At 43.8% G+C, this 23,013-nt stretch carries 22 protein-coding genes; 18 read left to right on the top strand and 4 right to left on the bottom strand.

Features of this window, described 5'->3' with window-relative positions:
- The 10 genes from CAG58_RS11400 (at window position 1) to CAG58_RS11355 (ending at window position 9,653) form a co-directional block, all read left to right on the top strand.
- Window positions 1–1,251, top strand: a complete 1,251-nt coding sequence (locus CAG58_RS11400) for an NADH:ubiquinone reductase (Na(+)-transporting) subunit B (RefSeq protein WP_004394623.1) — start codon at window positions 1–3, stop codon at window positions 1,249–1,251.
- Window positions 1,241–2,014 (top strand): Na(+)-translocating NADH-quinone reductase subunit C, encoded by a 774-nt coding sequence (locus CAG58_RS11395; RefSeq protein ID WP_004394624.1) that lies wholly within the window; start codon window positions 1,241–1,243, stop codon window positions 2,012–2,014. Before CAG58_RS11400 ends, CAG58_RS11395 begins: the two co-directional genes overlap by 11 nt.
- Complete coding sequence (locus CAG58_RS11390) at window positions 2,014–2,646, top strand: NADH:ubiquinone reductase (Na(+)-transporting) subunit D (protein WP_004394626.1); 633 nt, start codon at window positions 2,014–2,016, stop codon at window positions 2,644–2,646. Before CAG58_RS11395 ends, CAG58_RS11390 begins: the two co-directional genes overlap by 1 nt.
- 7 nt (window positions 2,647–2,653) lie before the next feature.
- Window positions 2,654–3,250 (top strand): NADH:ubiquinone reductase (Na(+)-transporting) subunit E, encoded by a 597-nt coding sequence (nqrE, locus tag CAG58_RS11385; protein ID WP_004394628.1) that lies wholly within the window; start codon window positions 2,654–2,656, stop codon window positions 3,248–3,250.
- A gap of 33 nt (window positions 3,251–3,283) precedes the next feature.
- Window positions 3,284–4,510, top strand: a complete 1,227-nt coding sequence (nqrF, locus tag CAG58_RS11380; protein ID WP_004394630.1) for an NADH:ubiquinone reductase (Na(+)-transporting) subunit F — start codon at window positions 3,284–3,286, stop codon at window positions 4,508–4,510.
- 257 nt (window positions 4,511–4,767) lie between these two features.
- A complete protein-coding gene (locus tag CAG58_RS11375; protein WP_161426623.1) occupies window positions 4,768–5,778 on the top strand; it encodes an FAD:protein FMN transferase in 1,011 nt (336 codons plus the stop codon).
- Window positions 5,779–5,795: 17 nt separating this feature from the next.
- Window positions 5,796–6,029: a (Na+)-NQR maturation NqrM gene (nqrM, locus tag CAG58_RS11370; protein ID WP_040904064.1), complete on the top strand. Its 234-nt coding sequence runs from the start codon at window positions 5,796–5,798 to the stop codon at window positions 6,027–6,029.
- 271 nt (window positions 6,030–6,300) lie between these two features.
- A complete protein-coding gene (gene dinB / locus CAG58_RS11365) occupies window positions 6,301–7,365 on the top strand; it encodes a DNA polymerase IV (protein WP_154170317.1) in 1,065 nt (354 codons plus the stop codon).
- A 117-nt stretch (window positions 7,366–7,482) separates the two neighbouring features.
- Window positions 7,483–8,226, top strand: a complete 744-nt coding sequence (locus CAG58_RS11360; protein ID WP_161425436.1) for a DUF2884 family protein — start codon at window positions 7,483–7,485, stop codon at window positions 8,224–8,226.
- 71 nt (window positions 8,227–8,297) lie between these two features.
- On the top strand, window positions 8,298–9,653 hold the full coding sequence (locus CAG58_RS11355) for a sodium-dependent transporter (RefSeq protein ID WP_040904067.1): 1,356 nt from the start codon (window positions 8,298–8,300) through the stop codon (window positions 9,651–9,653).
- Window positions 9,654–9,715: 62 nt separating this feature from the next.
- Here CAG58_RS11355 and CAG58_RS11350 read toward each other — a convergent pair whose 3' ends face one another.
- The 4 genes from CAG58_RS11350 to CAG58_RS11335 all read right to left on the bottom strand — a co-directional run bounded on the left by CAG58_RS11350 (window position 9,716) and on the right by CAG58_RS11335 (window position 13,992).
- The gene (locus CAG58_RS11350; RefSeq protein ID WP_202598275.1) at window positions 9,716–10,813 is read right to left on the bottom strand and encodes a succinylglutamate desuccinylase/aspartoacylase family protein; all 1,098 of its coding nucleotides are present in this window, start codon (window positions 10,811–10,813) and stop codon (window positions 9,716–9,718) included.
- On the bottom strand, window positions 10,773–11,678 hold the full coding sequence (gene rimK / locus CAG58_RS11345) for a 30S ribosomal protein S6--L-glutamate ligase (RefSeq protein WP_004394638.1): 906 nt from the start codon (window positions 11,676–11,678) through the stop codon (window positions 10,773–10,775). Before rimK ends, CAG58_RS11350 begins: the two co-directional genes overlap by 41 nt.
- The gene (locus tag CAG58_RS11340) at window positions 11,678–12,118 is read right to left on the bottom strand and encodes an ATP-dependent zinc protease family protein (RefSeq protein WP_040904070.1); all 441 of its coding nucleotides are present in this window, start codon (window positions 12,116–12,118) and stop codon (window positions 11,678–11,680) included. The genes rimK and CAG58_RS11340 overlap by 1 nt, the downstream gene beginning before the upstream one ends.
- Window positions 12,119–12,513: 395 nt before the next feature.
- Complete coding sequence (locus CAG58_RS11335) at window positions 12,514–13,992, bottom strand: beta-Ala-His dipeptidase (protein WP_161425383.1); 1,479 nt, start codon at window positions 13,990–13,992, stop codon at window positions 12,514–12,516.
- Window positions 13,993–15,025: 1,033 nt separating this feature from the next.
- Between CAG58_RS11335 and CAG58_RS11330 the strand changes: the two genes are divergently transcribed.
- From CAG58_RS11330 to ribD, 8 genes are all read left to right on the top strand, one after another.
- Window positions 15,026–16,318: an NCS2 family permease gene (locus CAG58_RS11330; RefSeq protein ID WP_004394640.1), complete on the top strand. Its 1,293-nt coding sequence runs from the start codon at window positions 15,026–15,028 to the stop codon at window positions 16,316–16,318.
- Window positions 16,319–16,354: 36 nt separating this feature from the next.
- Complete coding sequence (gene gpt / locus CAG58_RS11325; protein WP_004394641.1) at window positions 16,355–16,819, top strand: xanthine phosphoribosyltransferase; 465 nt, start codon at window positions 16,355–16,357, stop codon at window positions 16,817–16,819.
- Window positions 16,820–16,931: 112 nt separating this feature from the next.
- Entirely contained in the window at window positions 16,932–18,179 is a 1,248-nt protein-coding gene (gene frsA / locus CAG58_RS11320; protein ID WP_004394642.1) for an esterase FrsA, read from the top strand.
- A gap of 92 nt (window positions 18,180–18,271) precedes the next feature.
- Complete coding sequence (gene crl / locus CAG58_RS11315; RefSeq protein WP_154170325.1) at window positions 18,272–18,661, top strand: sigma factor-binding protein Crl; 390 nt, start codon at window positions 18,272–18,274, stop codon at window positions 18,659–18,661.
- Window positions 18,662–18,890: 229 nt separating this feature from the next.
- On the top strand, window positions 18,891–20,024 hold the full coding sequence (proB, locus tag CAG58_RS11310; protein WP_154170327.1) for a glutamate 5-kinase: 1,134 nt from the start codon (window positions 18,891–18,893) through the stop codon (window positions 20,022–20,024).
- 11 nt (window positions 20,025–20,035) lie between these two features.
- The gene (locus tag CAG58_RS11305) at window positions 20,036–21,286 is read left to right on the top strand and encodes a glutamate-5-semialdehyde dehydrogenase (protein ID WP_154170329.1); all 1,251 of its coding nucleotides are present in this window, start codon (window positions 20,036–20,038) and stop codon (window positions 21,284–21,286) included.
- Window positions 21,287–21,442: 156 nt separating this feature from the next.
- The gene (gene nrdR / locus CAG58_RS11300) at window positions 21,443–21,892 is read left to right on the top strand and encodes a transcriptional regulator NrdR (RefSeq protein WP_115152664.1); all 450 of its coding nucleotides are present in this window, start codon (window positions 21,443–21,445) and stop codon (window positions 21,890–21,892) included.
- Window positions 21,893–21,906: 14 nt separating this feature from the next.
- Window positions 21,907–23,013: a bifunctional diaminohydroxyphosphoribosylaminopyrimidine deaminase/5-amino-6-(5-phosphoribosylamino)uracil reductase RibD gene (ribD, locus tag CAG58_RS11295; protein WP_161425065.1), complete on the top strand. Its 1,107-nt coding sequence runs from the start codon at window positions 21,907–21,909 to the stop codon at window positions 23,011–23,013.

Below are 23,013 nucleotides of genomic sequence, written 5' to 3'. Positions count from 1 at the left end.
ATGGGCCTTAAAAAGTTTCTTGAAGACATCGAGCCTCATTTTGAGCCAGGTGGAAAACATGAGAAGTGGTTTGCTTTGTATGAAGCTGCTGCAACGTTGTTTTATACACCGGGCCTAGTGACGAAAAAAAGCTCACACGTGCGTGATAGCGTTGATTTAAAACGCATCATGATCATGGTTTGGTTTGCGGTATTCCCTGCTACTTTCTGGGGAATGTACAACGCAGGCGGCCAAGCCATTTCTGCCCTATTGCACATGTCTGCATCTGGTCAGCTGGATTTAGCAGCAGCAATCGCAGGCAACTGGCACTACTGGTTGACCGAAATGCTGGGTGGTACCATTTCTGCTGAGGCAGGCTGGGGCTCCAAAATGTTGCTCGGGGCAACTTACTTCCTACCAATTTATGCAACCGTCTTTATTGTTGGTGGTTTCTGGGAAGTATTGTTCTGTATGGTACGCAAACATGAAGTGAATGAGGGTTTCTTTGTTACTTCAATTCTGTTTGCTCTGATTGTTCCACCCACGTTACCACTTTGGCAAGCGGCATTAGGTATTACCTTTGGTGTTGTGGTTGCGAAAGAAATTTTCGGTGGTACTGGACGTAACTTCCTAAACCCTGCGTTGGCTGGCCGTGCTTTCCTGTTTTTTGCTTATCCAGCACAAATTTCAGGGGATACAGTATGGACGGCTGCTGATGGTTACTCGGGTGCAACTGCACTTAGCCAGTGGGCGCAAGGTGGTTCAGGTAGTCTTGTACATACGGTAACCGGTGAGACGATCACTTGGATGGATGCCTTTATTGGTAATATTCCAGGTTCGATTGGTGAAGTATCTACACTGGCGCTGATATTAGGCGGTATATTTATCGTCTATATGGGTATCGCCTCATGGCGTATTATTGCCGGCGTTATGATTGGTATGGTGGCGTTAGCAACCTTATTTAATGTGATCGGCTCTGATACTAACCCTCTATTTAGTATGCCTTGGCACTGGCATTTAGTGTTGGGCGGATTTGCATTCGGTATGATTTTCATGGCGACTGATCCTGTCTCCGCCGCGTTTACCAATAACGGTAAGTGGGCATATGGTATCTTAATTGGTGCTATGTGTGTCCTCATTCGTGTGGTTAACCCAGCGTATCCTGAAGGGATGATGTTGGCTATCCTGTTTGCAAACTTGTTTGCACCTCTGTTCGACAATTTGGTTGTAGAGAGAAATATCAAACGGAGAGAAGCCCGCTATGGCAAGTAATAACGATAGCATTAAAAAAACGCTGTTGGTTGTTATCGCATTGAGCCTAGTGTGCTCGATTGTGGTTTCTGCTTCAGCGATCATTTTAAAAGACCGCCAAACCAATAATGCTTTGCTTGATATGCAAAGTAATATTGTCTCGGTGGCGGGCTTAGAAGCTCGTAATCCGCAAGAAATTCAAGCACAGTTCCGCTCCAATATCGTGCCTCGTTTGGTCGATTTTAGTACCGGTAATTTTGTTGAGGGAGATGCGGCAAACTTTGACCAGCGAGCAGCGTCGCGTAATCCTAGTGAGTCTATTCGTCTACCAGCCGATCAAGACCCAGCTAAAATCCTACGTCGCTCTAATCTTGGTGTTGTCTATTTAGTTAAAGGCGATGAAGGGTACTCCAAAGTTATTTTACCGATGCACGGTAACGGCTTATGGTCGATGATGTACGCTTTTGTTGCTGTAGAAATGGATGGTAATACTGTTGCGGGCATTACTTACTACGAGCAGGGTGAAACTCCTGGGCTTGGTGGTGAAGTAGAAAACCCAAGATGGCGTCAACAATTTGTAGGTAAGCAATTGTTTGATGAAAATCATCGTCCAGCGCTTCGCGTCTACAAAGGTGGTGCGCCTGAAGGATCTATTCACGGTGTTGATGGACTGTCTGGAGCGACACTGACGGCTAATGGTGTACAACATACGTTTGACTTCTGGTTGGGTGACATGGGCTTTGGTCCATTCCTTGCAAAAGTTCGTGACGGAGGCCTGAACTAATGGCTAACGCAAAAGAAATGAAAAAAAGCTTGTTAGCGCCAGTGTTGGACAACAACCCAATTGCACTACAAGTGCTTGGTGTGTGTTCTGCATTAGCGGTAACAACTAAGCTAGAAACTGCTTTTGTTATGACACTTGCGGTTATCTTTGTAACTGCATTTTCTAACTTGTTTGTTTCTATTATTCGTAATCACATTCCTAATAGTGTGCGGATTATCGTGCAAATGGCGATTATCGCTTCGTTGGTTATCGTGGTTGACCAGTTCTTAAAAGCTTTCTTATACGATATTTCTAAACAACTATCGGTATTCGTTGGCTTGATCATTACTAACTGTATCGTTATGGGACGCGCCGAAGCGTTTGCGATGAAATCAGCGCCCTTACCCTCATTGATTGACGGTATCGGCAATGGACTAGGTTATGGTTTTGTCCTGATCACGGTTGCTTTTTTCCGCGAACTGCTTGGCTCTGGTCAACTGTTTGGTTTAGAAGTCTTGCCACTGGTAAGTAACGGCGGATGGTATCAGCCAAATGGTATGATGCTGCTCGCGCCATCGGCCTTCTTCTTAATCGGTTTCTTGATTTGGGCTATCCGTACGGTGAAACCAGCACAAGTCGAAGCGAAGGAGTAAAACTGCAATGGAACATTATATTAGTTTGCTTGTTCGTTCGATCTTTATCGAGAACTTAGCGCTATCGTTTTTCTTAGGGATGTGTACTTTCTTGGCGGTATCTAAGAAAGTAAAAACCTCTTTTGGCTTAGGTGTCGCGGTTATTGTGGTTCTAACCATTGCCGTGCCGGTGAACAATTTACTCTATAACTTGGTGTTGAAAGACAGCGCGTTAGTCGACGGAGTAGACCTGAGCTTTTTGAATTTCATCACCTTTATTGGGGTAATTGCTGCCTTAGTTCAAATTTTAGAAATGGTGTTGGACCGATTCTTCCCACCACTATACAACGCGCTAGGCATTTTCTTACCCTTAATTACGGTGAACTGTGCCATCTTTGGTGGTGTGTCTTTCATGGTACAACGCGATTACAACTTCACTGAGTCGATTGTTTATGGCTTTGGTTCTGGTGTCGGTTGGATGTTGGCGATTGTTGCGCTTGCGGGCATTCGCGAGAAAATGAAATATTCAGACGTTCCTCCAGGATTACGTGGTTTAGGTATCACGTTTATCACGGTAGGTTTGATGGCGTTAGGCTTTATGTCTTTCTCTGGTGTTCAACTGTAAGTCGGGTAGGCCGCAACAATAAAGGAATAGTCAATGCTAAGTATTATCCTTGGTGTCGTGATGTTTACCATTATCGTTCTAGCGTTGGTATTAGTGATTTTATTCGCTAAGTCCAAGCTGGTACCTTCAGGTGACATTACCATCTCAATTAATGGTGAGCCAGATAAGGCCATCTTAACTCAGCCAGGTGGCAAGTTACTCAGTGCCTTAGCGGGTTCAGGAATTTTTGTTTCTTCAGCTTGTGGTGGCGGTGGTTCTTGTGGACAGTGCCGAGTAAAAATCAAATCGGGCGGTGGTGATATTCTGCCTACCGAGCTTGATCATATCAGTAAAGGTGAAGCCCGAGAAGGCGAGCGTCTTGCTTGTCAGGTCGCAGTGAAAACCGATATGGATATTGAGCTTCCAGAAGAGATTTTTGGGGTGAAACGTTGGGAATGTGAAGTTATCTCTAATGATAACAAAGCAACCTTCATTAAAGAGCTCAAGCTACAGATTCCGGATGGTGAGTCAGTACCATTCAGAGCTGGTGGCTATATTCAGATTGAAGCACCGGCACATCACATTAAATACTCTGATTTTGATGTTCCAGAAGAGTATCGTGGTGACTGGGACAAGTTTAACTTGTTCCGCTACGAGTCGAAGGTTGATGAAGATATCATTCGCGCTTACTCAATGGCTAACTATCCTGAAGAGTTTGGGATTATTATGCTTAACGTGCGTATTGCAACGCCGCCGCCAAATAATCCTGATGTGCCACCAGGTCAAATGTCCTCGTATATTTGGTCACTGAAAGCTGGTGATAAATGTACTATTTCTGGTCCGTTTGGTGAGTTCTTCGCTAAAGATACTGATGCAGAAATGGTGTTTATCGGTGGTGGTGCTGGCATGGCTCCAATGCGTTCGCATATTTTTGACCAGCTTAAGCGTTTGAAATCAAAACGTAAGATGTCTTTCTGGTACGGTGCGCGTTCTAAACGTGAAATGTTCTACGTTGAAGATTTTGATGGTCTGGCAGCAGAAAATCCGAATTTCGTTTGGCATTGTGCATTATCTGATCCGATGCCTGAAGACAACTGGGATGGCTATACTGGCTTTATCCATAATGTATTGTATGAAAATTATCTGCGCGATCACGATGCGCCAGAAGATTGTGAATACTACATGTGTGGGCCACCGATGATGAATGCTGCGGTTATCGGCATGTTGAAAGATCTCGGTGTAGAAGATGAGAATATTCTACTGGATGATTTTGGCGGTTAATCGCTAATTATCGCAAAACCGATGGCTGGCTCAGATGAGTCAGCCATTATTTTTCTGCCGAGAGTATAACGTGAGAAAATAGGTCTGTTGATTGCCATATACTCAAACGACGTTAAGTTGTCGTTAGGCGACAGGTAAGTGAATTTCGATACGTAAAGATAACGGATGAGAATGAACGAATGTTGCCACTACTATGGCTGAAAGTGGTAAGGGATAAAACACACCTATGAGTTCATGATCTAATGAGGTATTAATAAGTGAAGAAATGGCTTGTTGCATTCGCATCGCTAATTTTTATGGCTGGATGTGAAAAATCAGTTGAATTGGTCCATTTAAATGGGCCAACGATGGGGACGACCTACAATATAAAGTACACTCAACAAGCAGGTATTCCTGACTCATCTCATTTACAAACAGAGATCGATCGTTTGTTAGAGCAAGTCAATGACCAGATGTCAACGTACCGTGAAGATTCTGAACTCAGTCGCTTTAATCAACATCAAAGTAGCGAGCCTTTTCAGGTCTCAGAGCAAACGGCAATGGTTGTGAAAGAGGCAATTCGACTGAATGCGCTCACCTTGGGAGCATTAGATGTGACGGTCGGGCCTTTGGTTAATTTATGGGGCTTTGGTCCCGAAGCGCGCCGAGATACAGTACCTAGTGAGCAAGAGTTAGCCGCACGAAAAGCCAAAACAGGCATAGAACATTTATCCATTTCTGGGCATTTTTTAAGTAAAGCTATCCCTGATTTATACGTTGATTTGTCAACCATCGCCAAAGGTTGGGGAGTTGATGTTGTTGCCGACTTTATCGAATCGCAAGGGATTGAGAATTACATGGTTGAAGTTGGCGGAGAAATGCGCCTTAAGGGCCTTAATGCTCAAGGCATTCCTTGGCGAATTGCGATTGAAAAACCGTCTGTACAAGAGCGCTCAGTTCAAGAGATAATTGAACCCGGTAATATGGCTATTGCCACTTCTGGTGATTATCGGAATTATTTTGAACGCGATGGTATGCGTTATTCACACATTATTAATCCACAAACGGGTTATCCAATCGATAATAAAGTGGTTTCAGTCACGGTTCTGGATAAATCGAGCATGACCGCTGATGGTCTTTCAACGGGTCTTATGGTGCTAGGTGAAGAAAAGGCGATGGCGGTGGCTGAGTTAAATCAAATCCCCGTATTTATGATTATTAAAACAGATGATGGCTTTAGAGAGGTGGTTTCTAGTGCATTTCAGCCTTATCTTAATCGGTCAAAATAAAGAGTGAGTCAGTTACGATGAGTACTTTTTTTATAACATTTGCTGTCTTTATGGCAGTGATTGCTGCAATGGCAGTAGGCTATATTTTTCAAAAGAAAGTCGTGAAAGGCAGTTGTGGCGGTCTTGGTGCGGTTGGTATTGAAAAGGTTTGTAATTGCCCTGAACCTTGTGATGCTCGTAAAAAACGAGAAGCACGTGCCGCAGCTCGTGCTGAACGGTTAGCAGCATGGGAAAAAGACCGAATTGCTTAATCTTTTTATGTGCGATGAATATACCCAAACAACTTGGAGTTGCAGGTAGGCGGCAAGTGAGTAAATCGCCATGAGCATAGGCAGACTATATGATTGGGGTGTACGAACGCAACCAACACCGCTGCCGCTTCAAGGAGGAAGGGTAAAGCCATTAACGCTTTTCTCAATCAAGTAATCAACACCTCGCCATCTGGGCGAGGTGTTTTTTTATATGCATTTCATAACGAAATATCTATACTGTTCATACATACAGTTTTGTTCGTGATGCGTGATGGGTGAATCGATTCGTAAAATTATTCATATTGATATGGACTGTTTTTTCGCTGCCGTAGAAATGCGTGATAATCCTACCTATCGAGATCGACCATTAGCGGTCGGAGGGAATGAGAAACAGCGCGGTGTGATCAGTACATGTAATTATGAAGCGCGACGTTTTGGTATTCATTCTGCGATGCCAACGGCTCAGGCGATCAAACTATGCCCCCACTTATTGGTGGTGCCGGGTAGAATGTCGGTCTATAAAACTATCTCGCAACATATCCAACAGATTTTTCAGCGTTATACTGCGATTATAGAGCCCCTGTCATTAGATGAGGCGTTTTTAGATGTCAGTGATGCTCAGACTTATTATGGCAGCGCCACATTAATTGCTGAAGCGATTCGGCGTGATATCTGGAATGAACTCCAGTTGACGGCCTCTGCCGGCGTTGCGCCACTTAAGTTTCTCGCCAAAATTGCCTCTGATATCAATAAGCCAAATGGACTGTGCGTAATAACACCTGAACAAGTACAAGGCGTTATTGATGGTTTACCTTTAGGTAAAATCCCAGGTGTTGGTAAGGTGAGTTTAGAGAAACTGCATCAAGCTGGATTTTATGTCTGTGAAGACATAAAAAATAGCGACTATCGACAGCTGTTGGTTAGCTTTGGGCGCTTGGGAGCTTCACTGTGGAAAAAAAGTCATGGCATTGATGAGCGGCCGATAGTTGTTGAGCGTGAAAGAAAGTCTGTCGGGGTTGAGCGTACCTTGAGTGAAAATATTCAAACTTACGAACAATGTTGGCAACTCATTGAGCAAACTCTATTTCCTGAGCTTGAACGAAGACTGAACCGCTCTTGCCCGCAACGAGGAATCATCAAGCAAGGCATTAAGGTTAAGTTTGCTGATTTTCAACTCACGACGATTGAGCATGGACAAACTCAGCTAGAGCGCAATGATTTTAAATCGCTATTAGCTGATGTCCTTCAGCGTCAAAAAGGGCGAGGAATACGCTTACTGGGACTCAATGTCACCTTAAAACCGCCAGAACCTTTCGTTCAATTAAGCTTTTTTTAATATCAGCAGCAGTGACATCAAACGTTATCTGAATGTTTCATGCCAGATTATGACAATTCACTAACTAGGTCGACATTTCGTTAGGATAAGATGCACGCGACTAAGTTTGAGGAAAATATGAAAAAATTATTGTTACTGTGTGGGCTTATGGTTAGCCCTTCATTATGGGCAATCACCTGTCCTGTTGAATTACACAATGAACTGCGTATGACTGCGCAGCAGATCGAAATTCATCGCACTGATCAACACGCAGTGATCACCCAACAAAATGAACTGTTAATTTCGGGGCAGCCAATAAGAGTAACGAATCAACAACAAGCGGTGTTAAGATATTATCGACAACAGATTGATTCGATTTTGGCTGAGACTCAACAATTAACCAATAAGAACTTACAGCGTAGCCGTATCCTATTAGAAGATGTGGCGGCTCGCCTTGAAGCTCCTGGAGCTTTTGATAATGTGCAGTATCGGATCGAAGCCTTGTTTAGTGAGGTAGAGGCTCGTTATCATCATCAAGAACAATGGGTGTTTCCTGCGCAAAAATTTTCAGTCACCGAGAAAGAGTGGCAGCAAGAATTTGAACGAGCTCAGCAAGCAATCAGTCAACAATTTTTATCGGATGCTTTTATGGTGATTGCGCAAAAAATGCAGCGCCAAGGAGGAATGAATCTGACTGAACTCACTCGGCAAATGGATGATCTTAAAATCCATGTCACGCAACGTTTAAATGATTACTCACAACAATTGACCAGTGAAGTGACTGCGCTGTGTAGCTCGCTAACGCAATTGCAGCAACAAGAGCAAGTATTACATCAATCTATCCCTAGATTAAAAAACTTCTCATTACTGAATGAATCATAAGATAACGATTGTCGATGGATTGATTTTCGATTATTGTACTAGCTTACTAGTTTGATGATGTGTGAGTGGTTATGACACAAGGTAGTTCACGGGAAACCTTTGGTTCTCGACTTGGTTTTGTTTTAGCAGCCGCAGGAGCAGCGGTGGGGCTTGGGAATATTTGGGGATTTCCTACTCAAGCGGCCAGCAATGGTGGTGGCGCTTTCCTTTTTGTTTATTTAGTGCTTATTTTTGTCGTCGCTTTTCCTATGTTAGTGGTGGAGATGGCAATTGGTCGATCAGGTCAAGCTAACCCAGTCGATAGTATGCGCTCACTAACCAATCATCCTTTAGGTAAAAAGGTTGGTGCTTTCGTTGGCTGGGTAGGATTAAGTGTACCCAGCGCGGTGTTGGCGTTTTATAGTATCGTTGGTGGTTGGATCATCTGTTTTCTGTTCGCCGCGATTACTGATCTGTTGGGATTGACCAATATTAGCTCGTGGCTTAAAGGTTTTTCCGTCGAACGTAATCTATTAGGCACATTGATTTTTTACTTATTAACCATTTTGATTGTTCGTAGCGGAGTCAAACAAGGTATTGAGAAGTGGTCAACACGCTTGATGCCTGCGTTATTCGTTTTATTTGCCGTGCTGTTTGTTTATATCATGATGCAGCAGGGGGCTATGGATGGTTTAAAACATTACTTAGTACCTGATTTTGAAAAAGTGTGGGATAGAAAACTCATTTTAGCGGCGATGGGACAAGGCTTTTTCTCTTTAACGATCGGCGGTTGTTCGATGTTGATTTACGGCTCTTACTTAAGTAAAAAAGAGAACTTACCGAAGATGGCGATGAGCGTTACTTTGGTTGATACCAGTGTCGCGTTTATTGCTGGTTTAGTGGTGATGCCAGCAATGTTTGTGGCGATGCATAATGGTGTACAAATTTATGCTCAAGATGGTTCGTTACTGAGCTCGGATACTTTAGTGTTTACCGTCTTGCCATTAATGTTCGATAGTCTCGGTTTGCTTGGGCAACTGTTTGCGGTGGTGTTTTTCTTATTATTAACCATTGCCGCATTAACCTCGTCGATCTCGATGTTGGAATGTCCCGTCGCTTTGGTAAGTGAGCGCTTTAATACGCCACGGGGAAGCACCAGTTGGGTATTGGGTGGTTTGATTGCGTTATTTAGCGTCGTGATAGTGTATAACTTTGCGAGTCTATTTGGCTTGGTTGCGATGGCGGCAACTCAATATTTACAACCGACAGCGGCATTAATGTTCTGCCTATTTGGCGGCTGGGTATGGAGTCGTCATGCTAAGTTCAAAGAGTTGCAACACGGTTATCCCGAGTTCGCTGGTAGTTGGTTTGCGAAAATCTGGCCGTGGTATGTCAAATTTGTTTGTCCGCTTTTGGTGACAACCGTAATTTGGGCTTCTTTTACCTAGCTGATAATAAACCGCAAGATAGATAAATGCCCTTGTTGATAAACCACAAGGGCATTATTGGATCAGACCGGGGATGGTGGCATGATTTGCCCAGTCGTTAATGGTTCTAAATCACTATCGGTCACTTCTTCAATAAAATCACCGACAACTTGCTCAACCATCTCGTCACTTTGACTGAAATAAGCCAAATGAAAGACCGCATCGCCTTCATTGACTAATGGGAGTGTTTGTTGACCAATCACAATCCCACCTTTGCTAGCTCTTATTTCAACTTCTACATTACCGAGTGGTGAATTAATGTAGGCTAATACTTGGCCTTTTTCGACTTTATCGCCAAGTGAAACGAGGGTTCGCAAAATGCCGTCGGCTTCTGCTCGCTGCCAACTGGTGGATTTGGCGATGACTGAGGTTGGGCGTTTTTTGCGACTTAGGCGCAGCATACCGATTTCTTGCATGACGCGTTTTACGCCGACAATTCCAGCATGGATAGCGATAGGATCAAAGCGTAATGCTTCACCCGCTTCATAGGTCAATACGGTAATACCAGCTTTTTCGGCTTCGCTGCGTAAGGAGCCATTACGCAGTGGTGAATCTAAAATAACTGGCGTAGCAAACGCTTCAGCGATACGTAAGGTTTCACGATTACTCAGATCAGCGCGAATTTGTGGTAAATTAGTTCGATGTATGGCACCTGTATGTAAATCAATGATGTAATCACAATTAAGTGCGACTTGAGAGAAGAAGTTATGCGCCATTCGTGAGGCGAGTGAGCCTTTTTCACTGCCAGGAAAACAGCGATTAAGATCTCGCCGATCAGGAAGGTAGCGAGATTTATGAATAAAGCCAAACACATTGACTATCGGGACAGTGATTAATGTCCCTCTTAACTTTTTTGGGTCAAGCGAGTTGATCAGTTGTCGAACGATCTCGACCCCATTAAGTTCATCTCCATGAATCGCGGCATTGACCATAAGGACCGGACCTTTCGAGATGCCATGGATGATTTCTATGGGGATGGATAGAGGAGAGTGGGTGTACAGTTTCGCAGCTTCGAGCTCAATGACTCGTTTACTTGCTGGGGGAATGGATTCCCCCAAAAATTGATAATCCGTATTTCGATTAGCCTTTACCACGTGTTTTTGTCCTTCTACTGGCCGCATTCTTCTCGATAAACTCGATGATCAGGCTGGCAATGTCTTTCCCTGTTGCGGCTTCAATGCCTTCTAAGCCCGGTGATGAATTGACTTCCATAACCAATGGGCCTCGTTCTGAGCGAAGTAAATCGACACCAGCAACATTCAGTCCCATAATCTTAGCAGCATCAATCGCTGTTTTGCGTTCTAGAGGGGTAATTTTTACTAACGATGCGGTTCCCCCACGATGTAAATTGGAGCGAAATTCACCTTCAGCACCTTGACGCTTCATGGCGGCAATCACTTTATCACCGATAACAAAGCATCGAATATCGGCGCCACCCGCTTCTTTAATGTACTCTTGCACCATAATGTTGGCTTTCAGGCCCATGAAAGCTTCAATGACACTTTCAGCCGCTTTTCGGGTTTCAGCTAATACGACACCGATACCTTGGGTACCTTCAAGCAATTTAATTACTACAGGAGCCCCTCCGACCATGTCTAACAAGTCTTTGACATCATCAGGCTTGCTGGCAAAGCCAGTGATCGGCATACCAATGCCTTTACGAGAAAGTAGCTGCATTGAACGTAACTTGTCACGTGAGCGGCTGATGGCAACAGATTCATTGGCAGGATAAACCCCCATCATTTCAAACTGACGTAATACTGCGGTGCCGTAGAAGGTGACTGAAGCACCGATCCTTGGGATCACTGCATCAAAACCACCGAGCTCTTCACCTTTAAAATGGATCTCGGGTTGGTCTGAATTGATATTCATATAACAGCGTAAGGCATCAATGACTTTTACCTCATGACCGCGCTGTTTACATGCTTCAATCAAGCGCTTCGTGGAGTACAGAGAAGCGTTACGCGATAGAATACCAATTTTCATTATTTATTTTCCTCGAAAGGGATTAAAAAAGATTGTGTAGGATCGACAATCAGTTTGTGATGCATTGCGGTTCTGCCGAGTAACATACGAAACGCCATATTCTCACGATTGGTTAGCGTTATTTCGATCGGCCAGCGTTGACCACCGAGACAAAGATCGGATTTGATCACATAGCGGGATTCCTCGTGCCCACCGGAATCACGCACGATACGTTCATCAATCACTTCGGCTTCACAGACGGTGACTTTATCAACATTATGTTGTAATGGATGAATCCAAAATCTCACCCATAGCGCGTCATCTTTGGTAAAGCTTTCTACTTTAAAAGCGTGTAAACAAGAGGTTCTTGCGCCAGTATCGATTTTGGCTTTTATTTTTTCAATGCCTAAATCAGGAAGGCTAAGTGTTTCTCTCCATCCAACAATCATTTTTTTTGTCATGGTCATTTTTTTGAATATGGTTGTGTATTTGAGCACAGTTGATGCTGCTCAGGAATGGCCCATAAGGGAAGAAAATTAGCAGCATCTCGATACGATAGTCATCGAGTCATCAGCTTGAATCGAGTTAGGTGAATAACTCGGGAAAATTCAAGGGAGCGAACTCTAGCAGCAGATAAAATCCGCAGCTAATGAATAAAATTATTCGTATCGATAAAAAAAAATTGATACACCGCTTACTTTATTTTGTGACTGAATAATTCACTCATCCAATCAATGCGTTTGATTGCATCGTATAACCTGTTACGCCGGCAAGTACCAACGGGTTGAGTGAAAATTAGCCTCATTTGAATGATAGGCTTTGTTCGGTTCAGAACAAAGCCTATCATAATTATCGATTAGACAGAGGGTTTTGTTGGAATATGTTCCAATAAAGCGACCATTTGTTGCCAAAATAGCTCTACAGTATCTATTTTCACTTTTTCATCTGGAGAGTGAGGGAACTTAATCGTTGGGCCAAAGGAAAGCATATCCATATGTGGGTATGGTTTTTTGAATAGTCCACACTCTAATCCGGCATGAATGACCATGATATTAGGTTTATGGCCATAAATGCCTTCATACATATCACGGAAGATGGCCATGATTTCTGAGTCAGCATCGGGTTTCCAACCAGGATAGGCTCCTGAAAAACGAACGTCGGCACCGGCTAATTCGGCGATAGAGGTTAGCATCCCTTCAACTTGGCTGCGTCCAGAATCAATCAATGAACGGATCAAACATAGCACATTCACTTGCTCTGCTTCGGTTGTGATCACGCCGACATTAAGCGAGGTTTCTACCACTCCTTGAATATCGTCACTCATGCGGATCACGCCGTTCGGACAAGCATTCAGTGCGGCAATGAAGCTTTGCTGATCGGCGCTTGAGAATACCCCTTGAGTGGTTTCTTTTGCTTGATTAAAGGTGGTAAGACTGGTTTCCACTTTACCCAGTTCAGCGACTAATAATTGCTGGTAATCATTAAACACTTGTTCTAACTGAGTTTCCATTTCTACCGGGATAGCGACGGTAATAAAAGCTTCTCTTGGAATCGCATTACGTAAGCTCCCACCTCGAAACTCAATTAAACGCAGATCTAATGCTTGAGCGTAAGTGGCAAGAAAACGACCAAGTAATTTATTGGCGTTACCGCGACCAGTATGAATATCACAACCTGAATGGCCGCCTTTTAAGCCTTTTAAGGTTAATTGTCGGGTGACAAAGCCAGAGGGAATCGTTTCACGAGTGATGGCGAAAGTCAGTGCGCCATCAACCCCGCCGGCACAGCCCATGTAGACTTCACCTTCTTGCTCTGAATCGGTATTAAGAAGAATATCGCCTTCTAGCCAACCGGCTTGCAGACCAAATGCACCTGTCATGCCGGCTTCTTCATCGATGGTCAATAAAACTTCAAGCGGACCATGTTTGATCTCATTAGAGGCAAGTACGGCCAAACAGGCTGCCATGCCAATGCCATTATCTGCACCTAATGTGGTTCCTTTTGCTGTTACCCATTCTCCATCAATATAAGGTTGGATTGGGTCGGTCGCAAAGTCATGTTGCGTTTCTTCATTTTTTTGCGGAACCATATCAATGTGTGCTTGGAGTACAACTCCTTTTTTGTGCTCCATTCCTGCAGTGGCTGGTTTTTTGATAAACACATTGCCGATCGGATCGCGACGAACCTCTAAGCCTTGCTGAGTCGCCCAATCAATAATGTATTGAGCCAGTGCTTCTTCATGTTTAGAGGGATGAGGGATAGAACAAATTTTATCAAAAAACTGCCAAACAGGGCTAGGTGATAAACTACTGATTTCAGAATGGAATTCAGACACTGATAACTCCTTTTTGTGATTGTCCCCGATCAATGTGCATATTTATGGATGTTTTGCAGAGTAATAAACTGAGATCGGAGGTGAGACGATAATATGAAATAGCATACCACTATGCGAGATCTGGGAGTAGTGGATTTATTATCCTTCTCGATGGCTACCATTTTTCCTGCTTGAGATTTACCACGTTCGTTACGCTAGTCACATTGTTCATCGTTGTTCAGTGAGTCGCGATCAAGGCTATCTTTTGTTTATTCGACTGAACGATGACGACAGCGTGAAACATTCCGCTTATTGAGTGTCAATGATACACGTATTGTTCAATCGTTTTGAGGCTTTAAGGACGAGAGGGTCTCCCCATGTTGAGTGAGGAGTGAAGACATTATTACTGATATTTGTGTAATTAAATTACCAAACTTCGTCGGGATTAGTGTTTTTTTGTACTTTTTGTGATTTTAGTCACCAAAAGTGTTGTAATTAATTTTCTTGGTGGTATATTTGTAACCAACTTCCCAAGTGAAGAAAAAATGCTCAAAGGATGAGTCCGATTTATCGCCTCCAAGGAACTGAGAAATCAACTTAATGACGTTTGATTTTAAAGGTGATAGTTATGAATAAAGGTTTATCTTGTGTAATGTTCTGGAAAAACAACTCTGTTTTTACTAGCAACTTTACTTATCCATCAAGTTTTGGTTATTAAATTAACCACTTGAAAGTTATGTAGTTTTGTTCACCCCTATATTAGAATCTATTGTTAATCTACAGTGATTAAAATAATTCACCGCCATCTGTACTCAGATGGCGTTTTTTTATGCTTAACGATCCGTAATAATCCTTTTCTCAGCAGATGAGCATTGTCCTCGCGAGTATCACTTCACGAACGTTGGTCTGGCGCTGTCACGTTTTTAGCATAGATAAAGTCGTTTTTTTCCTACAGATTGATAGTAGTTGTGTATGGAATTTATCTGTTGATAACTTTATAATCCTCGCCAATCGATTACGCAACCGTTTACTTTGTCTGTATTAGGATTCTACCATGTTGGAAAAACTGTTTAAACTCAGTGAAAATGGCACAACCGTGCGCACTGAGATCATTGCCGGGATCACGACGTTTCTGACCATGGCTTATATTATTTTTGTGAATCCGGCAATTTTAGCGGATGCAGGAATGGACCGTGGTGCTGTCTTTGTGGCGACCTGTTTAGCGGCAGCGATTGGCTGTTTTATTATGGGTTTTGTCGCTAACTACCCGATAGCACAAGCCCCTGGCATGGGGTTAAATGCTTTCTTTACCTATGTTGTTGTACTTGGCATGGGGTATACGTGGCAAGTGGCGTTAGCGGCGGTATTTTGCTCAGGTATTTTATTTATCCTATTGAGTCTATTTAAGATTCGTGAATGGATCATTAATTCGATTCCAATGTCGTTACGCACGGGTATCTCTGCCGGCATTGGCTTGTTTTTAGCATTTATCGCGCTTAAAAATGCTGGCATTGTGGTCGATAACCCGGCAACTTTGGTGTCAATGGGAGCGATTACCTCGTTGCCTGCTGTGTTGGGGGCGTTAAGCTTTTTCTTCACGATTGCTCTGGTTCATCGCGGTGTTAAAGGGGCGGTAATGATCGCTATTTTAGCGGTGACTATTTTAGGGTTGATTGTTGGCGATGTGACTTGGGGAGGCATCATGTCTACGCCACCAAGTATTGCTCCAACTTTCATGCAGCTTGATTTTTCAGCCGTATTTGAAATCGGCATGATTTCAATTGTGTTTGCTTTCTTGTTTGTTGACCTGTTTGATACCGCTGGAACTCTCGTTGGAGTGGCAAACAAAGCGGGTTTCATTGGTAAAGATGGTAAAATTCCACGTTTAAATCGAGCATTGCTTGCTGACTCGACAGCGACGTCTGTCGGCGCATTATTGGGCACCTCGAATACCACATCTTATGTCGAAAGTGTTTCAGGTGTGGCTGCAGGCGGTCGCACGGGCTTAACAGCGGTAGTTGTTGGCATTTTATTTATACTTGCATTATTCTTCTCGCCATTAGCGGGAATGATCCCTGCCTACGCTACGGCGGGTGCGTTGTTTTATGTCGCGATTCTAATGATGTCCGGCTTGGTAAGTATCGACTGGCGAGATCTTACAGAAGCGGCACCGACGGTAGTGACTTGCTTATTAATGCCTTTAACCTTCTCAATAGCTGAAGGTATCGCACTTGGTTTTATCTCTTACGCCGTGATTAAACTATTGAGTGGCAAAGGTCGACACGTTTCGCTTAGTGTTTGGATTATGGCGATCGTCTTTGTTATTAAGTTTATTCTTGAAGCGTAAATAGGCTCTATTTTCAAATAATTAGGTTCAATCACAATGAGTAAAAAATTCGTAATCACTTGGGACAATATGCAAAATTTTTGCCGTGAATTAGCCCAGCGTCAAATGCCTGCTGAGCAATGGAAAGGTATCCTCGGTGTGAGTCGCGGTGGGTTGGTTCCTGCAGCTATTTTAGCGCGTGAACTTGGCATTCGTTATGTTGATACCGTTTGTATTTCAAGTTACGATCATGATCATCAACGTGATATGACCGTACTGAAAGCACCTGAGCATGATGGTGAGGGATTTCTTATTGTCGATGATTTGGTCGACAGCGGTGATACGGCACGCAAAATACGTGAAATGTACCCTAAAGCTAAATTTGTGACCGTTTGTGCTAAACCAGCAGGTAAAGATTTAGTGGATGAATACGTAGTCGATATTGAACAAGATACTTGGATTGAACAACCTTGGGATATGGCTTTAGCTTATGTTGAACCAGTGAATCGTAAGCAAAAATAACGACAATTATTGATTCATTACTAGTTTCCCGCAATTAATCGACATATGGCCCTGCAAAGGGCCTTTTTTTTGATTACTATAAGGTCTAAGCGGTTTAATAATGAGATGCATCATGTCTGAATCAAGTAATATCAACCTATCTGAAACGCTCTTTCAACAGCATAAAGAGGCGAAAGAGACTTCCTCTCTCACGCAATACATGCCGAGCAGTAGTGAGTTTTTTGAACAGAAAATGGAGCAGGACCCTTTTTCTTGGTATCGAAATTTACGTCGTTTACAGTGGGCTTGGTTAGGAATTAATCCAATTGACCAAGAAGAAGTCCTCGCCAACATGGCTTCATCTGAGCATTCTCGTAGTCATGAAAAGTGGTTAGATACGGTGATTGGTTATCATAGTGGTAACTGGACTTATGAGTGGACAAAGCTCGGCGGGCGTTATCATAAGCAAAGTGAAGCCTTAACGGGAGAAGCGGCGGCAGAACGTATGTTTAGTGCTTCCCTTTGCTACAGTATTGCCGGTTATCCCCATTTAAAAAATGATACCTTAGCTATTCAAGCGCGAGTGTTAGCCAATGCCGCTTATAAACAAGCCTCTGAACTGACGCAGTATACGATTAAGCCATTAGAGTTTGATTATCAAGGTAAGAAAATTCTTGGCCACCTACACTTATCACACACCGATGAGCCACAACCCGTGGTGATCGTTAGTGCCGGTCTTGATAGTTTGCAAACCGATATGTGGCGTCTCTTTCGGGATTATCTGGCTAAACGAAATATTGCGATGTTAACGATTGATATGCCTTCTGTTGGCCACAGTAATCATTGGTCATTAACGCAAGATTCTTCCTGTTTACACCAAGCGGTACTTAATCAATTAGCGCCCTTGCCTTGGGTTGATCATCGTCGAGTTGGTTTAATTGGCTTTCGCTTTGGTGGTAATGCGATGGTCAGATTATCGTTTATTGAATCAGATAAAATTAAAGCGTGTGTCGCTATCGGCGCTCCGGTGCATGATATTTTTGTTTCTCAGCAAAAAATGAAGCTAATGTCGAAAATGTACATGGATGTGTTAGCGTCGCGAATTGGTAAACATGCGGTAGATATTCCGAGTTTATCGGCTCAACTGATGGCGTGGTCATTGAAAGTACAAGGCTTCCTCGCGACTCGACGTACTAAAGTGCCTATTTTGGCGTTGGCAATGGAGGGCGATCCGGTTTCTCCTGCTAGTGATAACCATTTGATTGCGACTTTTAGTCAAGGTGGGCAATCAAAACAGATAAAGAGTGAAAGTCTTACACGAGGATATGAGCAATCCCTCGATTTAGCGATAAAGTGGCTGGAAGAACAACTTTGCGAATGACTTTTGGCTTAAATTAGTTAAGAGTGAATTATCTACGTTTTTAAGCGTATGATTATTAAAAGCAATAATCATTCTTAACAAGGAGAGTCTACATGTCAGAGGCAGCAAAATACCCTACTCATTATCGTTTATTATCGACGTTAAAAGCGATTGGTCCCTATTTACGGGAAGGGCAGTGCCAGGAAGGCATTTATTGGTTTGATTGTTTGGCTTTTTGTATCAATGATAAAAAATCGCCCGAAAAACGTGAATTTTGGGGCTGGTGGATGGAGTTGACGACGACCGAGACGGGCTTTGAGGCTAATTACCGTATCGGCCGATATAATCTCGCAGGCGAATGGGAAGAGAGTAAACCGACGGCAGCGGCGCTGCCTGAAGTGATTCGTACCCAAGAGGATTTCCATAAAAAGTTAGCTCAAACTTTGCAGCAACGTTTTGAATTAAGTTTATCGCTCCATCAACAGTCGGCTGAATTTGCTTAATTATAGGTTGCCTGCTTTTTCATCATGACCGCGTTATCACTTAATGATTGGGTTGTTGCATTTTATCGTGTTAATAAGAGCACTTCCTTTACTGCTCATTGAGTGCTTAGCAGAGTAAGAAATAATTCCCACTAAAAAAAGGTGCTCTTTAGCACCTTTTCTGCTTGTGTAAGAGGCGCTGGATTGCTAAAACATCACCTCTTAAATGTTTTCTTCAACAGACAAAATCATGACAATGAATCAACAGAGCCAAACAGCGTTACAAACCATCGTTGTGAAGCTAGGAACCAGTGTTCTTACCGGTGGAACGTTAGCACTTGATCGTGCACATATGGTTGAGTTAGTCCGTCAATGTGCTGAATTAAAAAAACAAGGCCACAGTGTGGTGATTGTCTCTTCAGGAGCGATTGCTGCGGGTCGAGAGCATCTAGGTTATCCCGCATTGCCCCAAGCCATATCGAGTAAACAGTTATTGGCTGCCGTTGGTCAAAGCCAGTTGATTCAAGCGTGGGAGTCGTTATTTGCGCTTTACGGCATAAAAATTGGTCAAATGCTGTTAACTCGTGCTGATTTGGAAGATCGAGAGCGCTTTTTGAATGCGCGAGATACGATTAATGCGCTGATCGAACACGGCATTATTCCAGTGGTCAATGAAAACGATGCTGTTGCAACCAATGAAATTAAAGTCGGTGATAACGATAATCTCTCGGCCTTAGTCGGTATTTTGTGTGCAGCGGATAAGCTTTTATTATTAACCGATCAAAAAGGTTTGTTCACCGCCGATCCGCGTAAAGACCCCAATGCTGAGTTAATCAAAGAGGTTAAAACCATTGATGATACGTTGCGAAAAATCGCGGGTGGAAGTGGCACAACATTAGGCACCGGAGGCATGGCGACTAAGCTGCAAGCGGCCGATATTGCTCGTCGAGCTGGGATTGAAGTGATTATTGCTGCTGGCCGAGCGCCCAATGTCATTTTTGATGCGTTAAGCGACACGCCACAAGGCACACGCTTTTTAGCTCTTGAAGAAGCACTAGAAAATCGTAAACGTTGGATTTTAGCGGGGCCTGCTGCTGCTGGCGATGTGTACATTGATCAAGGCGCGGTTAATGCCTTACTTGGTAAAGGCAGCAGTTTGTTGGCTAAAGGGGTTATTAAAGTCGCGGGGGAGTTTGCGCGCGGCGAGGTCATTTGCGTGAAAGATCAACATCAGCATCTGATTGCCCGTGGTATCAGTACGTATTCCAGTCGCGACTTGAGTAAAATTGCCGGACAACACAGCACCATGATCATTGATATTCTTGGTTATGATTACGGCGCTGAAGTCATTCACCGTGATAATATGGTTGTAATTCAAGAATAGGGAGAAGAATCGTGGATTTAATCGAAATGGGTAAGGCGGCAAAATCGGCCTCGTTTCAACTTGCTACCGCTTCAACTGCGCAGAAAAACCAAGCACTCGCGATAATTGCGGATGAATTAGAAGCGAATATGGACGCTATTTTAGCGGCGAATGCCAAGGATATTGCTTTAGGGCAAGCGTCAGGTTTAAGTGAAGCGTTGCTCGATAGACTTCTGCTTAATGAATCACGCTTACAGGCCATCGCCCATGATGTGCGTAATGTCATCAGTTTGCCTGATCCTGTCGGCAGTGAAATTGACAGTAAAGTCCTTGAAAATGGCATGTCATTAGCTCGTCGTCGTGTTCCCCTTGGTGTGGTGGGCGTTATTTACGAAGCTCGCCCTAATGTTACGATTGATATTGCCGCGTTATGTTTAAAGACCGGTAATGCTGCGATATTACGTGGTGGTAAAGAGACTTTTTTCTCCAATCTTGAGTTAGTTAAAGTGATTCAGTTAGCTTTGAGCAAAGCTGAACTCCCTATGGCTTCCGTTCAATATATCAGTCAACCCGAGCGTGAATACGTTACTCAATTATTAACAATGGATCAGTATGTCGATATGATCATTCCGCGTGGTGGTGCTGGGCTGCATAAAATGTGTAAGGAAAACAGCACCATTCCAGTGATCATTGGCGGTTTTGGTATCAGCCATATTTTTGTTGATGAGAGTGCCGACCTTGATAAGTCGCTTGCGGTGATTGAAAACGCCAAAATGCAACGTCCATCAGCCTGCAACGCATTAGATACCTTACTGGTTCATCAAGCGATCGCTCAACCTTTGTTAGAAAAACTGCAGCATCAATTGCACGATAAACTGACGTTAGTTGTCGATGAACATGCCAAAGCACTGCTTCCCGAGGCAAACAATATTCGCCTCGCACAAGCGGGAGATTTTGATACCGAATGGTTAAGTTATACCTTAGGTGTTAAAGTCGTTAGTGGTGTTGAGCAGGCGATCGATCATATGCGTGAGCATAATGCCAGCCATTCCGATGCTATCATGACTAACGATCTGTTCAATGCTGAGCGGTTTGTTAATACCGCGGGTTCTGCTGCGGTTTATGTCAATGCTTCGACTCGTTTTACCGATGGTGCGCAATTTGGTTTAGGGGCAGAAGTCGCTGTGTCGACCCAAAAACTGCATGCTCGAGGCCCAATGGGACTTGAAGAGTTGACCAGTTACAAATGGGTTGGTAAAGGAAATTATTTATTACGCAGTTAAAGCCATTTAACTACTGAATATGATGAGCTGCTGTTTATCGATAGAGGCGCTTAACAAATTTGACTAAATCAATCAGGAAAAGGGGCTTGTTGGCCCCTTTTCCTTTTGTTCATATGCCCATTTCCGGTACACTGATCACCTTGCTAGGGAGGTAATATGCATTGTCCTTTTTGCTCTGAAAACGAAACAAAAGTTATCGATTCTCGTCTAGTGGCTGATGGTCACCAAGTGCGCCGTCGTCGGCAATGTTTGACTTGTAGCGAACGTTTCACCACGTTTGAAACCGCAGAGCTAGTGATGCCAAGAGTCATCAAATCCAACGGTAATCGAGAGCCGTTTGATGAAGAAAAAATGATCGGTGGGATGCTACGCGCTTTAGAAAAACGCCCGGTTAGCGCCGATGCGATTGAGTTAGCGATCAGTACCATTAAATCTAAATTACGCGCCACCGGCGAGCGGGAAGTTCCGAGTGAATTGATCGGTAATTTAGTGATGGAACAACTAAAAGAGTTAGATAAGGTGGCATACATTCGCTTTGCTTCGGTTTATCGTAGTTTTGAAGATATTCGCGAATTTGGTGAAGAGATTGCTAAATTAGAAAATTGAACGTGAGTCCGATGATGTCAAACTTTTCTGCTGTCGATTATCAAATGATGGCGCGAGCCATTCAACTTGCTCAGCGCGGACGCTTTACCACGGCGCCGAATCCAAAGGTTGGGTGTGTGATTACTCAACAAGGCCGCATTGTTGGCGAAGGTTTCCATTATCGAGCTGGTCAACCACATGCCGAGGTGCACGCTTTGCGGATGGCTAAAGAGCACGCTCGTGGTGCGACCGCTTATGTGACACTAGAGCCTTGTTCTCACTACGGACGAACGCCTCCTTGTGCTGAAGGGTTAATTCAAGCCGGAGTAGCAAAGGTGATTTGCGCGATGCAAGATCCTAATCCACAAGTTTCTGGACGCGGCATTGCTATGTTGCGAGAAGCAGGAATTGAGGTGGAAGTTGGTTTATTAGAAGCGGACGCCAAGGCGCTCAATCCGGCGTTTATTAAACGGATGCAAACCGGAATGCCTTATGTTCAGCTAAAATTAGCGGCCAGTCTAGATGGACAAACGGCACTGGCTAATGGTGAAAGTCAATGGATAACCTCAGCTCAAGCACGGCAAGATGTTCAAGTATATCGAGCGCAAGCAGGAGCGGTGTTATCAACCAGTCAAACGGTGGTCGCCGATAACGCCTCATTAGCGGTGCGTTGGTCTGAATTACCAGCCGATGTGCAACAGCAATACCCTCATGCTGAACTTCGCCAGCCAACTCGTGTGATACTTGACCGCCAGCATCAATTGCACCAATCACTGGCTCTTTATGCCACCGCTTCACCGGTAATTCGTGTAGCAGAACAAGACGCGGAACTGTGTGTGCCATTGAATGAACATCAACAGCTCGATCTGCGTGATACTTTAACCAGTTTGGCTGAACAGTATCAGATCAATCATCTTTGGGTAGAAGCTGGGCCAACATTGGCCAAAAGCTTGCTTGAGCAGCAACTGGTAGATGAACTAATCATCTACCTTGCGCCAAAAATCATGGGCAGTGACGGCCGTGGTTTATTAGGCGCCTTAGGTTTTACTCATATGGATCAAGCATTAGGATTAGTCATTCAAGATTGTCGAATGGTCGGCCCAGATCTTCGCCTAACCGCAACTCTCACCTCAACCCAATAA

The organism is Vibrio sp. V31_P5A7T61 (assembly GCF_009904895.1).
GTDB lineage: Bacteria > Pseudomonadota > Gammaproteobacteria > Enterobacterales > Vibrionaceae > Vibrio > Vibrio metschnikovii.
The sequence above is the reverse complement of the archived record's forward strand: the minus strand, read 5'-3'. Positions and strand labels throughout refer to the sequence as shown.